Origin of the sequence: Fontivita pretiosa, assembly GCF_050410795.1 — a bacterium.
In the GTDB taxonomy this organism is placed as follows: Bacteria; Planctomycetota; Phycisphaerae; order Tepidisphaerales; family Tepidisphaeraceae; genus Fontivita; species Fontivita pretiosa.
Map to the genome: position 1 here is coordinate 2,577,987 of NZ_CP191258.1, position 17,697 is coordinate 2,595,683.

Here is a 17,697-nt window from a genome sequence, read left to right on the forward strand (position 1 = left end):
CAGTCGTTGCCCGGCGCGGTTTGTGCAGGACCAGATGTATGATATAACCATTTTGTAATCAAATGGTTATGAATGCGCCAGCGATCTGGCACTCCGATTCCCGTAAAAATTTTCGAATTTTTCCTCTTGAAAGTTGAATCGAGCTGGCTATTCTGTTGGCCAGTCACGGGCGATGAAGGCCCGAACACGAGCCACGAAGGCTCCGTCAGTAAACGCTGGCGGAGCTTTTTTGTCGGGGGTACTCCCCGAAGAAGGTTCCCCCCCTCCTTCTTCAACCCCCGACATTTGAATACAAAAGCCGTTCAGGGCAACCTGAACGGCTTTCTTGTTTCCGAGGCTGTCCCAGGCAGAGCCGCACAGCCAACTTCTGTGCGACCGGCTGGCCTCATCCTCGTGCTCTTACTTATTCAGTTCCTCAACCGCGCCTTCCGTGTTCTGGGGCAATGACCAGTGCTTGCGCACCATTTGGTAGAACGGGTCGTTGTTCGAACGCTTCTCCGCCAAATCCAGGTACGCCGCCGCCAACCGCTCGTTGCCCGTGTTGTACGCGATGTACGCCAGCAAGAACACCGGGCGAGCCTCCTTCGGCTCGTTTCTGGCGATCTCCTTCAGATCCTGCACCAAAAACTCCAGCCGCTCATTGCCCAGCAGCGTGCGAAGATCGTACTGACCCATCAGCAGCGCCTGATCGGCGCTGAAGGCCTGCCGCAGATGCTCCTCGGCCCGTCGATAGTAGCTCTGGCCCAGCTCGGCAGTGGCGCGGCCCAGCAGGATCCATGGGTTGTTCGGCGCCACCTGCTCGGCCAGGTCATACTGCTCGATCGCCGAGTTGTACTTGCCGGCCTTCATCTGTTTCTCGGCCTCGGCCAGCAGGTCCGCCAGACCTTTGGCCTGGACCCCTTCGGCCAGCGACTTGATCTGCGGAGGTTTGGGCAGCGGCGTGGTGGGCGGCGCGGTGACCGAGCCGGGGATTTCCGCTCGTCTGGGCGAAGGGGTCTGTGGCGGCGTGGCGCCCGCCGGCCCAACGCCCGGCACAGCGGGTGTCTGGGGTTCGCCGCCCGGGGTGCTGCCCGCCCCGCCCCGCGCCGGCGCGGTGCCGCCCGGCCTGCCGGCCGTGCCCTGCTGCTCCTGCTCCTGTTGCTTTCGCCGCATGTCCTCGGCGAATTGCCGGCTGGCCGCCTGGTCCCCCAGTTCCTGCGCGGCGCGATAACGTTTCAGTCGCTCTTCAAGCTGCGAGTACTGGGTGCTGATGCGTGAAGGACGAGCGGTCAGCAGACGTTGTCGCGTGCCTTCGCCGGTGCGAAGGTCGCCGCTGATCGAAACACTGCCGGCCTGCGCGCGAATCGCCGCGCCCGTAGCCAGCGACGGATTCTGCACCGCCTCCATCGGCTGGCCCATTGGCTGAGTGAGGCTGAACCCGCGCGCCGCCTCGCCAGCGCCTTCGGCGCCGGGCTGGCCTTCAAGCTCCTCGGGCAGATTCTGCTGCATCGTCTGCTGAAGCTCCTGGCGCATCTGCTGGAGCATCGCCGCGTCCACACGCACTCCGTTCAGCAGCGTCGTTCCGGCGGCAAAGTTGCCCCGCAGAAAGTCCTGGTTGGCCTGCTCGCTCATGTCCCACTGCCGCACCCCATACAGCGGCGATGCCGTGATCAACGAACTGGTCTGCGTGCTGGGATCGACCGGTCCGGGAAGATACAGTTGCCCCGGCTGCGGCAAGGCGGTGGTGGGGATGTCCAAAGTCTGGCCAAGGCGAAGATCATTCGGCTGGCGAGTGAGCTGCGGCGCGGGAATATACCCGCCGCCGCCGGGCGCCTGCTCGACGAATCCGGGAGGCGGGGGAACCGCGCGCGACTCGCCGAAAAATGGCTGCACCACCTGGGCGTTGTTGTTCGGCACGCCGCCGAAGGGGGCGCCGGAAGACTGGCGGATAAAGCGGTCGCTCAAGCCCCCGGCGGTCGGCCCGCGAAAAGCACGCGGGTCGGTGTAGGGAACGAACCCGCGGAACTCCCGCCCGCCGGTTACATTCCCCGTCACGATGTTGTTGCCCAGCGCGCCATATCCATATGGCATAGCGGCGCCTCCCTCGTTCAGCCCGCCACTGCCAACCCGGTTGTTCGCGTCCAGGGCTCGACCATCATTCCCGACGCGGTATTGTCCCAGTGTCTGCCCGGCAACCAAGCCGCCCAGCGCCACCGCGACCGCCAGAACCAGCACCCGTCTCACTTGTCTCGCCGATTTCATGTCACACATCCCTTGGTCGTTCTTTTCCCGCTTCCGCCGAACAACCCCCGGCGAAATCCCCCTCCCACGCCCCACCTTAATTACGACTCCGCCAACCGTCAAAAGTTGCGTTCTGGGACGATCCTTCGGCCAGTCTTCGCCGGTTTCTTGCCGCTTGCGCGCTCAACAACATTCTAGGACCCTGGCCGCGGCGTTATCCGTCATTCCTCGCCCGCTGGTGCAGATTCCTGATCGCGATCAACTCTGGCTGCTCCAGTGCCTGTTGCCAATCGGAAATCCGCACCACCCAGGGTTGCCGAATCGATTCCAGGTCCGAAACCCGATAGACCAGCAAGCCCTCCAGATCCGCCGCCGGCGAAATCTGGCTGCGCAGCATCCGCCAGGGACGCACAAACGCAAATCCCTGCGGCAATCGGCAGGGGATCCCCTGGAGCGCGGCCCGGCTGAACGCAATGTAGCGTGTCGTGGGTACACTGAAAGGATCGCTGATGCGAATGCCATAGGCGGCCGGGTCGGCAGTGCCCACGTACAACAGGCAGATTTGCGACTCTGCCTGTCGATTCATCCAGTCGCGAAGCTCGATGAGGGACTGCCCCCAATCCAGGTCCGGGACGCACCATCGCCACCGATCCGCCGCAAGGTTGGTAAAGGAGTGAAACCGCGGCGTGGCGTGGATCGACTCGGCGGCCGCGGCCAAAGCGGCGGCCACCAGCAGTATCGTTCGACGACTGCTCGCCTCAGCAACACGCCCCAGCAGAATCATCGCCGGCGCGTACGCAGGAAGCAGATAGCGGATCCCGATGTTGATCTGCGCGATCGATCCCACACCCAAAGCCAATCCGGCGATCAGAGCGATCAGCGGCAGTTCTGGCGCACCCGGCCGGCGGATCGCCAGGCTCAACAGCCCCGCCGCCAGCAGCACCAGTCCGCCCAACGTGCTCTTGGTCACGAGCAGCCAGGGGTAATACCGCCAGTCGTTGCCAAAGTAGGCTTGATCGAACAGGACCGCGACGTACACGCCCTGCGCCTCCCACGTCTGGGCGTCGAAGCCTTCAACCATATCCTGATGGAAGGGCACGGGCACGGCGCCTGGCAGAATCCCCGCTACCCAACGCATCGGTCGGGAAGCGAAGTCGAAGGAATCCAGCCGATGCCCCATGCGGCGGAAACCGTAGACGGCGTTGAGCAGCACGAACGTCACCAGCAGCGCGATTGCCCCACCAGCCAGGCACTGACGCCACCGCGCCCGGCGTTGCAGCACCTCGAACAGCGCGATGCCGAACACGATCGGCCACAGCAACAGCGCCGTGAACTTGATCGTGTGCGTCAGGCCGATCGCCAGGGCGCCCAGCAGCGCATCGCGTTTTCGTCCGCCGCCCACGAATCGCCACCACAACCCCACCGACAGCAGCATGCCCAGCGCCAGCGGCATGTCCGTGCCCAGCGTGCTGCCGTGAGCGATGACCGTGGGGCTGAAAGACCAGACCGCACAACACAGCAACCCCGCAGCCTTGCCGTAGAGCCTGCTGGCCCACAGGAATACGCTCCCCGCCACCATCAGCGACAGCGGGATCAGCATCAACCGACCCCAGAGGACGTAACGATGCATCGCCGCCAGGTTCTGCTGTTGAAAGCGCTCAAAGTAGATCCAGTGTCGTCGGCGGGCAGGTTCATCGCGCAGCGGCTTGCCCGGGGGGATGCGCGCGCCGTGCAGGTACGCCGGTAGCGCTGCCCACATGCGCACCAGTGGCGGGCTGAGGTTGTAGATGCTCATTTCCCCGTGCTTCAGATACGCCAGCCCCGCCGCCAGATGGGCGCCTTCGTCGAAGCAGGCGCTTTTGCGCAGCGCACAGTGAAGCAGCAGGCTCAGATGCGCCGCCAGGATTGCTGTGAGCACAACCAGCGTTCGCGCCGCAGACATGGATTTCATCGCATCATGGTCGAATCGCGCTACGGCATCACGGCATCACCGTGATGCGGCGGCCCGATGCCCGCGGCTAGGGCGCGGGGAATTGCGGTCGCTTACCCTCCAGCACCGCCATGATGTCCCGCACCACCCAGCTCATGTTCCGCAGCGCCGTGTCGGTGCGCGACGCCAGGTGCGGGGTCAGCAGCACGTTGTCCAGTCCCAGCAGAGGGAAATCCGCAGGCGGCGGCTCAGGCGCGAACACATCCACCGCCGCCCCCGCCACACGCCTGGCTCGAATCGCCTCCGCCAGCGCCTGCGCGTCCAGCACTTCTCCCCGGCTGGTGTTGATCAGGATCGCATCCGGCTTCATCATCGCGATCTGCTGAGCGCCGACCAGCCTTTCGTTGCCCGGACGCATGTCCACATGGATGCTGAGCACATCCGCCTGGCGATACAACGTCGGCTTGTCCACCGCCGTCGCCGGAAAGTTGATCAACCCGCTGACGTCGATCAGGTCGTTGTAGATCACCCGCATTTCGAAGCCCAGAGCGGCGATGCGTCCGACCCGCCGCCCCACCCGACCCATGCCCAGGATTCCCAGCGTCAGCTCATTGAGCTGCCGGCCGCGAACGCTGTTGCGGATGCGTTTGAACTCAGCCGGCTCGTAGGCGCGCTCGCGGAAAAAGCACCAGGGGCGAAGCAACTGGAGCATGTACCCGAACACGAACTCCGCGACGGCGATCGTATTGGCGTCGGGGGTGTAGACCACTTCGACGCCGCGGGCGCGGCAGGCGGGAACGTCGATGTTGTCGATGCCTACTCCGCCCCGACCGACCACGCGCAGCCGCGGCGCACGCTCGAGCAGGGCCTTGTCCACCCGCAGATACGTGCGGATCGCCAGACCCTCGGCGCGGGCGAGCTGCGACCAGAAATCGGGATCATCCGGTGAAATCTGGATCACTTCCGCCCGCTGCCGCAACCAGGCTATCGGCTCGGGGTCGAAGGTCTCGGTTACGAAAACGACGGGTTTGTTTGCTGTCGTGGCGCCGCTCATGTCGATCTCGCACAGGATAGCCGCAGACCGCCCGATCAGCTACATTTACATTGTCAGCCGGGGGTGAGTTGTCATCATGACGATCAACGTTGGCATCATCGGGTATGGGCGGATCGGTGCAGAACACGCCCAGTGGATCGCGGCCACGCGCGATCTGCGCGCCGTGGCGGTGGTGGATCCCACGCCGGCGCGGCGGGCACTGGCCGAAACACGCGGCCTGCGAGCCTACGCCGAGCTGGAACCCCTGCTGGCCGATCCTTCCATCGACGCCGTCCTGGTCGCCTCCCCCACCGCCATGCACTTTGAACACGCCACCCGCGCTCTGGCGGCGGGCAAGCACGTCATGATCGAAAAACCCATGGCCCTGGACCTGCCCCAGGCGCGACAGCTCGTGCACGATGCCCGTTGGCGCGGCCGCGTGCTCAGCGTCTTCCACAATCGCCGCTGGGATATCGACTACCTGACCGTCAAGGACGCCATCGGCGCCCAGACCCTCGGACGCATCATCAACGTCGAGAGCCGCATCTGCCAGTGGGCCAGTTGCGTCGGACCGGCGGCGCGGGAGTGGCGACCCAACTGGCGAAACGAAGCCGAATTCGGCGGCGGCGGACTGTATGACTGGGGATCGCACCTGATCGATCAGCTTTGGCGGCTGCTGTGGCCGGCCAAGCCCCTGCGCGTCTTCGCCCAGCTCCGGGGCAATGTCTGGTCGCGCGATTGCGATGACTTTGCCCGGGTGGTGATCGACTTCGACAGCGGCGCTGTCGGGCTGGTGGAGATCAACACTACTACCACGCGACCGCTGCCGCGATGGCACATCGACGGCACCGCCGGCTCCGCCGACAGCCCCACCAGCCTCAAATACGACATCAACGAGTGGGCCAAACTGTACATCACGCCGGCCGACGGCAGCCCGGGGCGATTTGCCCCGCGGGCGACTGGCCGGTTGAGCGAGTCGGACCTGTGGCGTCGGTTCGCCGCCGCCATCCGCGGCGAGGCCGCCCCCGCCGTCCGGGCCGAAAGCGTCCTGCCCACCATGTGCCTGCTCGACGCCGCCCGACTCAGCAGCCGCAACGGAACCGCCATCTATGTTCACAACGCCTGCGACTGGACGCTGTGAAGCTGCTGCCCTGAGCGGCCTGCCTGGCGCGGCGAACCTCGGTGCTCAGCACGATGCCCGCCCGACTATCGGACGCTCCTCGCGACGCAGCCCCGCCCGCGCCCTGGCGATTTTCTAATGGACCCCCTTGGCTCTGCCGATAATTCACACATGGCTGTGGGTCTCCGGGCTATTGCCCGGGCAGCCTGATTGGAGGGCCGGTGTAACGGCGAGCACCGGCCCTTTCTTATGCGCCCGTCTGCCCCCGCGTTCCTCGCGCAAGCTGCCGCTGCGGTTGTGAGCCGTGCTGCTGCGCTGTATACACCATGCGACAGACCCGGCTGCGCATGAATTCCACCACCCCTGCCATCGTTCCCAGCGGTTTTCGCGGCTTGATCGGCGCGGCACGCCAGGACATCACCCCGCCCATCGGCATCTTCGCGCGCAACTGGGGCGCCGCCAGCCACGACGCCGCCGAAGGTATCCACCGCCAGCTCACCCTCACGTGCCTGACATTTCAGGCCGAACCCGACTCTGCGCCGCTGGTGTTGATCGGCGCGGATCTGGGCTGGTGGCGAAATCGCGAGGATGAATGGGCGCTGCGCGGCGCCATCCTCGAAACATTCAACCTCGACGAATCGCGGCTGATGTTCTGCCTGGCTCACACCCATGCCGGGCCGGGACTTCAACGCGCCGACGCCGACCGCCCCGGCGGACACCTGATCGGCCCGTATCTGGATCACCTGCGACACAGCGCCATCCGCGCAGTCCGCGCGGCGCTGAGCGGCGCCTGCCCGGCGACGCTCACCTGGCGATACGGGCGCTGCGATCTGGCGGTCAATCGAGACCTGCCCGAACCCGGCCAGGGCAAACGCATCGTCGTCGGATACAACCCCTGGCTTGCCGCCGACGATACGCTGCTCGTCGGACGCATCACCCTCGACGGCCCGGATCGCACGCTGGCGACAATCGTCAACTACGCCTGCCACCCCACCACGCTGGCGTGGGAGAATCGACTGATTTCCCCCGATTACGTCGGAGCGATGCGCGAACTGGTCGAGTCCGCGACCGCGGCGCCCTGCCTTTTTCTACAGGGCGCCAGCGGCGAACTGGCGCCGGCCGAGCAGTACACCGCCGATGTCGCCGTCGCCGATCGCCACGGGCGGCGGCTCGGTCATGCCGTGCTGGCGACGCTGGAGGCGATGCAGCGCCCCGGCAAAGCGCTGGCGTTCCAACGCGTCGTCGAATCCGGCGCGGCCCTGGCGGTCTGGAACCAGGTCGAAACAAACCTCTCCAGCGCTCTGGCCGCCGAGATGCATCAGGTCGAATTCCACCTCAAGCCGCTGCCGCCGCTGGCCGAGATCCAACGGCAGTGGCGCCAGACCAGCGACCCGGTGCACAAGGAGAGACTGGCGCGCAAGCTCGGTGTTCGCCGCTTCGTCGGCGACGGCGCCACCACCTCCATGCCCCTGTGGCTGTGGCGACTTGGGGATTCGCTGCTGCTCGGGCAGGCCAACGAGGCGTACTCCAAGCTGCAACTTGATCTGCGGGCGCGCTTCGCGCCCCGCGCCCTGGCGGTTATGAATCTGGTCAATGGCTCGCTGGGTTATCTGGCGCCCGCCCACTGCTACGACGGGCCGGAGCTGTACCAGGTCTGGCAATCCCCCTTCCAGCGCGGTTCGCTGGAGCAGCTCATCGCGGCGGCGACGGCCGCCGCCGAGCGCCTGCTGTGTTAGCGCGCCATCGTGCGACAGATCCGCAACCCGCCCATCGCTTCACCAGTCCCCCACGCTTCCGTCCCTGTAGAAGGTTCTCAGCAGCTCTTCCTGCTTGAACGGATGCTTGCGGATCTCCGCCTCGTCCAGCTCCACGCCCAGACCGGGACGGGTATTGGGGCGGACGATCCGGCCCTTCTCTTCCGTCACGAATCCCTGTTTGACCACGTCCCGTCGCCAGGGAACGTCGCTGTGGACCTGCTCGCAGACAATGTAGCTGGGCTCGGCAAAGCCAAGTTCCAGCGAAGCGGCGGTGCTGACCGGGCCTTGCGGGTTGTGCGGCGCGACGGCCACCCGGTACGCCGAAGCCATCGCGCAAATCCGCCGCGCTTCCGACAGTCCGCCACAATGGGTGATGTCGGGTTGAATGACGCTGGCGGCGCGCTTCTCCAGCAGCTCGCGGAACGGATGCACGCTGACCAGCCGCTCGCCGGTGGCGATCGGCGTCTTCACCGACCGCTGCACCATCGCGATGTCGTCCATCGTCTCCGGCCAGCAGGGCTCCTCGAACCAGTAGAGGTTGTATGGCTCCAGCGCCTTGGCGAAGAGGATGCCCATTCGAGGCGACGGCCGCGCGTGGCAATCGACCATGATGTCGATCGATTCGCCAACGGCCTCGCGCATCGCCGCCACGCACGCCTCGGCGTAGCGGATCGGCTGCATCCCCTCCAGCGGCATGGTCTCGGGCACGGCCATGGCCTTAAAGGCGGTGAAGCCCTCCTCGACGGCCTTGCGCGCCAGGTCGGCAAAGCGTTTGGCGTCGGCCGGGTCGGTGCAGTACATGTCTTCCATCTTTCCGCCGCCCAGATGCGCGTACAGGCGCACGTAGTCGCGCACCGGCCCGCCCCAGAGCTTGTGGCACGGCACGCCATGGATTTTGCCCAATATGTCCCACAGGGCGATGTCGATGCCGCTGATGGCGGTGCCGCGCACGATCCCGTTGCCATGCCAGAAGTGCTGGCGATACATCATCTGCCACAGATGCTCGATGCGAGTGGGGTCTTCGCCGATCAGCAGTTGCGAAAGGTCTTCGATGGCGCCGACCACGCCGCGGGTGTGCCACTCGAGCGTCGCCTCGCCCCAGCCCCACAGCCCGGGCTGATCGGTCAGGACCTTCACGAAGATCCAGTTTCGCATGCGTGCGTTGCAGACGAGGGTTTCGATTTTGGTGATTTTCATGATCGGCGCTCAATCCGCCAGAGGATCCGGTATCTGGGTCAGAATGCTCTGAAGCTGCGGAAGCAGCAGCGGCACGATCTCGGTAACCGCGTGCCAGATCTGCGGGAGTTCGACTTCGTGATATCCGTGAATCAGGCGGTCGCGCATTCCCGCCATCTGCTGCCAGGGGATCTGTGGGTACGACTGGCGGAGTCGCGAGGAAAGGCGCTTTGTGGCTTCCCCGATAATCTCCATACGGCGAATCACGGCATCGATCAACTGCTCGTCTTGCTGGAACTGCTCAAACGACTTGCCCCGCACGTATCGCAGCACCGCTTGCATCGATTCGATGATATCGTAGACGGAGGCCTTATCCTTCAGCATAGATGATTCTCGCGGTCCGAAGGATGTGATCGCGCCGATAAGGGTTGCGACTCTGCTCGATGGCGCGCCAGCCCACGACATCGACTTTGCGGCCAATCAGCGACTCCAGAGCCTGCTGAAGCTGTGCATACTTTTCAAGCCATGGTCCCGGGTCATCGTTGCGAAAACGGACGAGAAAATCGACATCGCTATCGGGGCCAAAATCGTTGCGCAAGGCAGAACCGAAAACGGCCAACTCGCTCACGCCCAGGCGACGACAAACTTCGGCGATCGCCTCAAACGGCAGTTCAACCCTCAATTCATCAGTCGTCCCAATGACTTCCATCGCTTCAATTATACGCGATCCCCAGACACAAGGAACTCGATACATCGAGGCCGCACCGGCAGGAGAGGCGTCGATCAGCCCAGAAGCTGCTCGGCGTCGGCGCTGACCGCGCTCAACAACGACGTCGCAATAATCGGCCTGGCCGCGAACGTCGTCGGCGTCGGCGTCGCGATGCCGGACATCGCCAGCGGCGCCGGCCAGCTCAGTTGCCAGTTGCTGGCCAGCAGCAGCAGATCCCGGGCGTTGACGCGGGTATCGTAGCTGAAGTCGCCCTGGCTGAACGTGCGGCTGTTCTGTTGCCAGTTCATCGCCAGGATGTCCAGGTCCAAGCGGTTGACGATGCGATCGCGGTTGGCGTCGCCGTTGAGGAAGAAAAAGTCGAAGATCTCATCCTGGTCAAGGATGTCACCAACCGCATCGGTGACGTTCGCAGCGGCGAGCGTGGCGCGGTAGTTGCCGTTGGGCAGCACCCCGGCGAAGGCGAACGTCGCGGTGTTGGTATTGGGATCGTAACTCACCGCCACCGGGCTGAGCTGCGTCTGGGTTGTGAGGTTCTGCACGACCAGGTCGGCGAGTTCCAGGCTGGCGGACACATCGGCGCTGAACTGGAAGTCCAGGGCTATGGGGAGCATCTCGAAGCGGAACTGGCGTTGCATGACTCGCGGGAGCCTGCGATTGCCGAACTCCCGGCCGGCGGCGAAGTCGTTGGCGTCGGTGAGGTAGATGCTGAACTCCTGCACCGGCGGATTGCCGCCGTTGGATGGCGCGGTCTGCCGCCAGCCGGGCACTACCTCTTCGCGGATCGTGTAGAAGCCCTCTGCGTAGCCGGCGAACTGCCACTGACCGGCGAGGTTGGTGACGCTGGTGGGCTCGTTGGCGTCGCGCGTGTCGTTGTTGTTGGCGTCGATGTAAAGGGTCCAGCCAGCCAGCGGGCCTTCGCCCGCCTGGCGCACACCATCGCCATTGGCATCCTCGAAGACGATGCCGGACATTGTCCCGCCGGCGGCGGGGTCGGCGGCCAGGGAGAATCGCTCGAAGCGCGTGCCCCACTCATCCGCCGCCCCCGCTGCAATGCGCGAGTACATGTTGTAGGCCCAGAACTCCTGAGTCGCGTTGGGATCCAGTGCCAAGCCGCTGTAATCGCCCCAGCGGTTGGGGGCGGGGGGATTGGCCATGACGTAATAGTCCAGCCCGCGCTGCATGATGCGCGCCGCGCGTGTGGATCCGATCCCGCCGACGACCGGATCGTCGGGTCGTCGCCCGGTGAAGTAGGCGCCGGGGAACAGGCTGGGGCTCGACGCGGCGAAGCCAACGCCCATGTTCCCGCCACTGTCCACCATGATGCTGGGATAGAAGGTGTGCGTCCCGACGCCCAGGTCTTCGCCGCCGACATTACCCTGAAGCGCAACGCTCAAAGCCGCCAGATTCGTCGTATCGGTCTTGTACCAGCGTACGGTGGCCTGTCCGAGATCGTCGCCGGTGGTGGGCAGGATGGTGTTAGAGGTCCACAGGGCATTGTTCCGCCAGACGGCGTTGTAGACGTTGTCGCCAAAGGCGCGGGCATCGACGCCAACCGCGCCCGCCTGCGGGGCGGTAAAGGTCATCCCGCCCTGTGTGATATCGCCGAGGTTGAGGTCGCTGATGGTGAGCGCCGGGGCGGTCAGCGGATTGTCGACGCGTAAAACATACAGGTGGTCGTCCGCGCCGCCGACGTTGGCGCGAAACGTCGCCAGGAAAGTCCCCACACCATCGCGAATCGTGCCGTACATCTGGGCGGGCATGAACACGTCGCTGCCGGCCGCGGCGCCCAGGGAAAGGTTGTGCGAGGTGACAGGTGTCGCGGGCACCGGGGGTACGGCGGCGGCGTTGCCGGCGGTCAGCGGCCGCCGCGTATCGACGATCCACAGTCTCTGCGTGCCGCCGCTGGTCCGCGCGGTGACGTAGACGGCATCCTTGCCCGCTCCCAGGCCCGGGTAGTCGATGCTGCCAGCCATTTCCGGCGTGGCGTTGATCACGCGGAAGTGCCACTTGCCATTCGGGTCGTGATCGTCTGATTCGGCCAGGTAGATGCGCGAGTTGGCGCCGCTTCGCCAAAGCGCCACGACGAAAAACGTGCAGGTGTAGGTGTTGTAGATGATCTTCGGGTCGAACAGAAGCGAAGCCCCGGGGGCCGGATTGGCGTTGGCGAAAAAGTCGTTCAGCGACGGCGCGTTTCCCTGTTGAGCGCCGGACTTGTCGTACCACACGACCTGCCGGTTCACGACCGACATGACGTGCGCCGGACCCACCGCGCCGTGCGGGTCGGCGGGGTTGGCATTGGCGGCGATCGCCGGCTTGCTGGTCCCGTCGAACGCCACCGGCGCCGCCACCGCGGGCTGCTGCGGGGCGAGCTTGAACAGCTCGATCCCGTTGGCCGCCGTACGCCCGCTGAAGTAGTACAGTCCGTTGGCCGCCGCGCCCTCTCGGGGCATCATTTCGTCAGCATCGGGGGTGAGGTTTTCTTCGAGGTTGACGACGTACTGATCCGTCATCGGGTCGATCGATGTGCGATACAGCTCGCGTCCGGTCGTGTCGCGGAACGCGCTGAAGTAGAGCTGGTCGCGCGACTCGAAGGAGAACAGTTGCGGATCGGAGCTGTTCGGGATGCCTGCGGTTGCGCCGGGAAAGATGTCGGCCACGAGCGTGGTTCCGGCGGCGGAGCCGTCGCTCTTGAAAAGTTCCTGCCCGACCAGGTCGTTGCCGGCAGTGAAGAACAGCGTCCCGCGAACGTTGCGGAGCTGCCCGGGAGACGAACTGTTGGGAAACCCCGACGTGTCTCCGGGCGCCAGGTCGGTCACCAGCGCGGTCACGCCTCCGGGCGCACCGTCGCTGCGCCACAGCTCGCGGCCGTCGGCCATCGTGAAGGCCGAGAAGAACAGTGTGCCGTTGACGTCGGTGATCCACTGCGGCCAGGACTCGTTTGGGAAGATGCTGTTGTTTTCATCGACGGTGAAGCCCGGATGGATGTCGGCAACCAGCTCTGTCCCGGCGGCGGTGCCGTCGCTGCGATACAGCTCGGTGCCGACGGTGTCGAGACTGTAGGCAGAAAAGTAAACGTAACCGCCAGAGCGGACCAGGTACGAAGGATTGGACGAGCAGGCCGGTCCCGGGGGATCGCCTGGCAGATTTCCGGGGCGAAGGTCCAGCACGATCGAAGTTCCGCCCGCCGTGCCGTCGCTCTTCCACAACTCCCGACCGTTTGCCTCGGTTTCTGCCGAGAACAGCAGCAGATTTCCCAGCGATGTCAGGCTGGAGGGAAACGACGAACGCGGAAGCATGCTGTTCGGATCGACTCCGGGGCTGATGTCGGCGACGAGGCTGACTGAAACCGAGCCGTCGTTGGCGGTGTTGGTTCGAAACAGTTCCGTGCCGCTGTCACCGTTGTCGGCGGTGAAGTAGAGCGTTCCGCCCACGCGCGTCATGTTGGAGATGGTAGAGCTATACGGCAGCATCGTGTTCGGATCGATGCCGGGGCGCAGATCAGCCACCATGCTCGTTCCCTGCTCCGTGCCGTCGCTGATCCAAAGCTCGTAGCCGTGTTCCCCGTCGTCGGCCTGAAAGAACAGCACCGTGCGCGTCTTGTTCCCGTCGTAAACCAGCGGTACCTCGACGAAGCTGAACGGCCCGGAGGCGCCGGCGGGGTTGATGTCCTTGACCATCACCGTGCCGCCGGCAGTGCCGTCGGTCTTCCACAACTCCATGCCCGCGTTGCCGTCGTCGGCAGCGAAGAACAACACGTCGTTGTAGCTGACCAGCGAATTCACCGACGAGTGACCCGGCCCGGGGACGAGGTCGGCGACCAGCGAGACGGCCAGCAACTGGCGCGCTTCCAGAGATTCGATAGAGATCGGACGTGGCGGCGGGCGTGTAATCGGAGTTCGCTTCGGACCTCCAATGCCACCCCTGCAACCGCGCTGATGATACCTGCGGGAGTGTACGCTGGAAGACGGAGACATGGCGGCTCCAATCTACCGATAACTCGATAATTCCCCCTTGTGTTGAACGCTGTCCAGGATCTCGTCGGATACGGAAGCCCAATTGCTGTCGATCGCCTGATTGCTCATCAGAGCCTGTGCCTGCACCGGCGCGGGCCAGGTCTGTTGCCAGTTGCTGGCCATCAGCAGCAGATCCCGGGCGTCGACGCGGGTGTCGTAGTTGAAGTCGGCCTGGCTGAAGCGGCGAGGGGACTGCTGCCAGTTGGCGGCCAGCACGTCATGATCGGCCTGGTTGACGGCGCGATCGAGCGTGGCGTCGCCATAGAACGTGTAGCGCACGACGACGGTGGTGTTGTCGATGTTCTGCCCGGCAAAGCTGGCGGGGAAGACGCTGAACAGGTCGGTGGAGGCGGCGTAGCCCAGGGCCTTGGTGGTGTCGGCGGCGGCGGAGGAGGAGCGGATGCCATTGCCATTCCACGCCCCGCCGTTGTAGCCGCTGCTCAGCAGCACCCCCATGCCCGCCAGTACCGAGGGCCCATCGTAGTCGAAGATGAGGTTGTTGTTGGCCAGGTCCAGGAAGCCTGAGGGGTGGATGCTGAGGGTCCTGGTTCGCAGGACCAGATCGCCATTGGCGCTGAGCAGCGCTCCGCCGCCGGCGCCGATGCTGATCGAGCCGAAGGTCAAATCGCCGCTGAAGCGAACGCGGGAGATGCCCGAGTGGTCGCTGTTGACGCTGAGCGCGTCGTCGCCGTCGCCGCCGCCGCCGTTGACCAGCACCTCGCTGCCGAGGAAATGCCCGATGATGTCGATGGTGTCGGCTCCGCCGTTGGAGTTGATCGCCAGTGGCGTGTTGCCGTTGCTGCTGGTGACGGTGACAGTGTTGGACGCGTTCTGGGCGTTGAGGATCAGCCCTTCGATGGTGTCGTAGGTCAGCCCGCCGAAGCCGGCGCGCAGTGCGTTGTTCGAATCGATTGTCCAGGCTTCGCTGGTGATGGTGCTCTGGTCGTTGATGTAGACCAGATCCAGTCCCGCGCCGCCGTTGACGACCACAGCGCCGTCGATCGGCGAGACGCTGGTGGCGCCGACGTTGACGATGTCCCATCCGCCGTTGGCGTTGATGGTCACATTCGCGCTGGTCGCCAGAAAGCCGTTGTTGAGGTTGATCGTGCTGTCGGAGTTGTTGGCGTTGAGCAGCATCGCTTCGTTGCCGAAGAAGCTGAGCGAGTGCGTCCAGCCGCTGCGCGTCACGTCGCCGTATCCGATGGTGTACGTCCGCTGGCCCACGTCGGACGTGTCGTTGACATTGACCGTATCGGTGCCGACCTGGCCGTTAAAGTCGGTGTCGTAGCCGATGTTGTCCAGGTCATCCAGCAAACCGAAGAAGTTGAGGGTGAACACGTCATCGCCATCGCCCGCGTTGACGATCAGCTCGTCCAGGCTCGAGAAGCTGATGAGATCTCCACCGACGATGGAGATTCCGGCGGTTCCGGCCAGGTACGTGCTTGACGCCGCGTCGCCGATGATGGTGAGCGTGTCGGTGTCGTTGCCGGCGGTGAAGGTGATGTTCCCGCCGAGCGGATCGCCGGCGCTGTAGTCCACCGTCATCGTGTCGTTGCCCGAGCCGGTGTTGAAAGTCACGGCGCTCAGCTCACTGGTCGGCAGCTCGTAGGTTGGGGGGTTGACTGTCGAGGTGTTGATCCAGATGTGCGAGTCGCTTCCGCTCCTGCGGATGTAGACGGTATCGACGCCGCTGGTGCCGTTGACGTTTGCCAGCCTGGTTACCGTCCCTTCGACACGGAAGCGCATGAACGCTTCGCCGGCGTCGGCGTCGTTGGTGTTGAAGCTGACCCATCCGGCCTTGTACCCGTCGAAGGCGCTGTCCAGCCGCAGGCTGACAGTGTCGAAGCTTCCGGGCGTGATGGTGCCGGCCAGGCTGTTGGTGACGGTGAATCCGGCCGGCACGCTCAGGCCGCTGGTGCTCAGATCCGACTCTCCATCGTTGTAGACGCGGAAGCTGAAGGTGGGCAGGCCGCTGGTCTGGCCCTGGAGAACGGTGCCGACATTGAATGGCGTGGAGCGGTCATCGACGATGTAGGTCAGGTCGGTCTCGGTCATGCGCGCCTCCGCCGGCCGCGCGGCCGCCTGCACGGTGAAGCTCCTGTTGAGCATCCCCACGCCGTTGATGAACGCGGTGACTGACCAGGTGCCGTACAGCGAAGGAATGTTCAGGCTCGCGTAGCGGTAGAAGTACTGGCCCTGGCCCATGGCCCAGTCGCTGGTGGCGTAGGCTGCTCCGCCCGGCTGGTACCAGCGGACGCGATAGGTGTCGCCCGATTCCGCCCCGCCTCCCACCGTCCAGAGCGTGACCTGATCGCCAGGGTTGAAGTTGTCGATGGTGATCGGCCCGTCGTACATCTGCGCGTTGGGGCTGTAGGAGATGACGCCGCCATCGAGGATGCTGGGGTTTTCTCCTGCATACGTCAGTGGCGAGGCCATGTACGAGCTCATTCCCACGCCCGGCTCCACCTGCATCCCCTGGTAGTACACGCCCCAGTGCAGGTGCGGATTGGTGCTTCGTCCGCTGGAGGCCATTTCGGCGATTTTCTGCCCGGCGACCACCGTGCTGCCAGCGCTTACCAGCAGCGAGTCGCGGCGCAGGTGGTAGTACTGCGTGGTGAACCCGTTGCCGTGATCGATCGTGATGTAGTTGCTCGGCGGATACGGCGATACTGAGTTGCGGTCGAAATTGCCGTCCACCGCGTCCACGACGGTTCCCGCCGCGGCGGCATAGATGTCGATGCCGGGATACTTGTCGGCCTCGCGCCAGTTGGCGACGGTGTAGTCCCAGCCGTTGTGCCCGTCGTAAGCCCAGGTCCCGCCGTTGTAGTCGCCGATGCCCACACCCAGGTTCAGGTCCACGTAGTTGACCAGCGTCCAGTCCTGCCAGGGGACGCCCTCGAGCGGCGCGACAAACTTGGGCGTCATCACCGCCGGCTGAAAGTTGGTTGAGCCGCTGTTGTCAGCGCCGTTGGATTCGGTGATGTCATTGAACACGTCCAGCGTCGCCGATGCCGATTTGAACCCCGGCGTGATCATCCACACCCCCAGGCGCAGGACCCAGTACTGCGTCCCCGGGCCGCCGGCGCCCCAGTTCAGCGCATAATCGATGTTGGCGCCGGCAACGGTCATTCTCACGGTGTATGTTTCGCCGGCGGAGATGCCGACCGTGCTGTACTCGACCTGCATGTACGCATAGGAGCCGACCGCTGGCGTGGCGATTTCGTTGCCGTTGGCGTCGGTCATGTAGACATCGATCAGGTCGAGATTGGCGGTGAGATTGCTGGACCCGCCGGGCGCCGCAAGCGGCTGGACGGCGTCGTTCTGGGCCGACGGCGCCAATGTCTCGTGCATCGCGGTCACCTCGTAGCCACCGAAGAAGCGGTCCGATCCCTCGGTGAGTCGTGTCGGCACGGCGCCGGCGAAGGTGGCGCCCTGGCACAGCAACCGGCGAGGCTCCAGCGCCTCGGTCAGGCATCGCGCCGGACTTTGTTCCACCAATTTGGCGACACCAGAATCGCGAAGGCGACGGCGGCGACTCGGCCAGCGCATGGAGCCTAAGGACATGGCAACCTCCCGAGGGACCGGCGTTCTGTAAGAACCCGGCGCGCAAGGTTTCAACAGAGCAAAACAAGATACGACGGCAACCAGACTGGCTTACCGGCAGACTCGAACCGCGCGGCAACGCGGCTTTGACTGACCCACGGTGTACCTCGGATGA

The 17,697-nt window shown here is 64.8% G+C and carries 10 protein-coding genes; 2 read left to right on the top strand and 8 right to left on the bottom strand.

What is annotated here, in order from left to right:
• Nucleotides 1-399: 399 nt before the first annotated feature.
• From ACQS5P_RS10445 to ACQS5P_RS10455, 3 genes are all read right to left on the bottom strand, one after another.
• A complete protein-coding gene (locus ACQS5P_RS10445) occupies nucleotides 400-2,241 on the bottom strand; it encodes a hypothetical protein (protein WP_428940833.1) in 1,842 nt (613 codons plus the stop codon).
• Between the two features lie 193 nt (nucleotides 2,242-2,434).
• Nucleotides 2,435-4,171 (bottom strand): ArnT family glycosyltransferase, encoded by a 1,737-nt coding sequence (locus tag ACQS5P_RS10450; RefSeq protein WP_428940834.1) that lies wholly within the window; start codon nucleotides 4,169-4,171, stop codon nucleotides 2,435-2,437.
• A 67-nt stretch (nucleotides 4,172-4,238) separates the two neighbouring features.
• Nucleotides 4,239-5,204, bottom strand: coding sequence for an NAD(P)-dependent oxidoreductase (locus ACQS5P_RS10455; protein ID WP_428940835.1), 966 nt, complete (start codon nucleotides 5,202-5,204; stop codon nucleotides 4,239-4,241).
• Between the two features lie 76 nt (nucleotides 5,205-5,280).
• Between ACQS5P_RS10455 and ACQS5P_RS10460 the strand changes: the two genes are divergently transcribed.
• The gene (locus tag ACQS5P_RS10460; RefSeq protein ID WP_428940836.1) at nucleotides 5,281-6,324 is read left to right on the top strand and encodes a Gfo/Idh/MocA family protein; all 1,044 of its coding nucleotides are present in this window, start codon (nucleotides 5,281-5,283) and stop codon (nucleotides 6,322-6,324) included.
• Between the two features lie 305 nt (nucleotides 6,325-6,629).
• Nucleotides 6,630-8,039, top strand: coding sequence for a hypothetical protein (locus tag ACQS5P_RS10465; protein ID WP_428940837.1), 1,410 nt, complete (start codon nucleotides 6,630-6,632; stop codon nucleotides 8,037-8,039).
• Nucleotides 8,040-8,078: 39 nt separating this feature from the next.
• Here the strand turns inward: ACQS5P_RS10465 and dgoD are convergent, their stop codons facing one another.
• The 5 genes from dgoD to ACQS5P_RS10490 form a co-directional block, all read right to left on the bottom strand.
• Nucleotides 8,079-9,257 carry a galactonate dehydratase gene (gene dgoD / locus ACQS5P_RS10470; protein WP_428940838.1) on the bottom strand — a complete coding sequence of 393 codons (1,179 nt, stop codon included), beginning with the start codon at nucleotides 9,255-9,257 and terminating at the stop codon, nucleotides 8,079-8,081.
• 9 nt (nucleotides 9,258-9,266) lie between these two features.
• On the bottom strand, nucleotides 9,267-9,620 hold the full coding sequence (locus tag ACQS5P_RS10475) for a HepT-like ribonuclease domain-containing protein (protein ID WP_428940839.1): 354 nt from the start codon (nucleotides 9,618-9,620) through the stop codon (nucleotides 9,267-9,269).
• Nucleotides 9,607-9,945 (bottom strand): nucleotidyltransferase family protein, encoded by a 339-nt coding sequence (locus ACQS5P_RS10480; RefSeq protein ID WP_428940840.1) that lies wholly within the window; start codon nucleotides 9,943-9,945, stop codon nucleotides 9,607-9,609. The genes ACQS5P_RS10475 and ACQS5P_RS10480 overlap by 14 nt, the downstream gene beginning before the upstream one ends.
• Before the next feature lie 74 nt (nucleotides 9,946-10,019).
• Complete coding sequence (locus ACQS5P_RS10485) at nucleotides 10,020-13,802, bottom strand: ELWxxDGT repeat protein (protein ID WP_428940841.1); 3,783 nt, start codon at nucleotides 13,800-13,802, stop codon at nucleotides 10,020-10,022.
• Between the two features lie 150 nt (nucleotides 13,803-13,952).
• On the bottom strand, nucleotides 13,953-17,474 hold the full coding sequence (locus tag ACQS5P_RS10490) for a peptidoglycan DD-metalloendopeptidase family protein (protein WP_428940842.1): 3,522 nt from the start codon (nucleotides 17,472-17,474) through the stop codon (nucleotides 13,953-13,955).
• Between the last annotated feature and the right edge of the window lie 223 nt (nucleotides 17,475-17,697).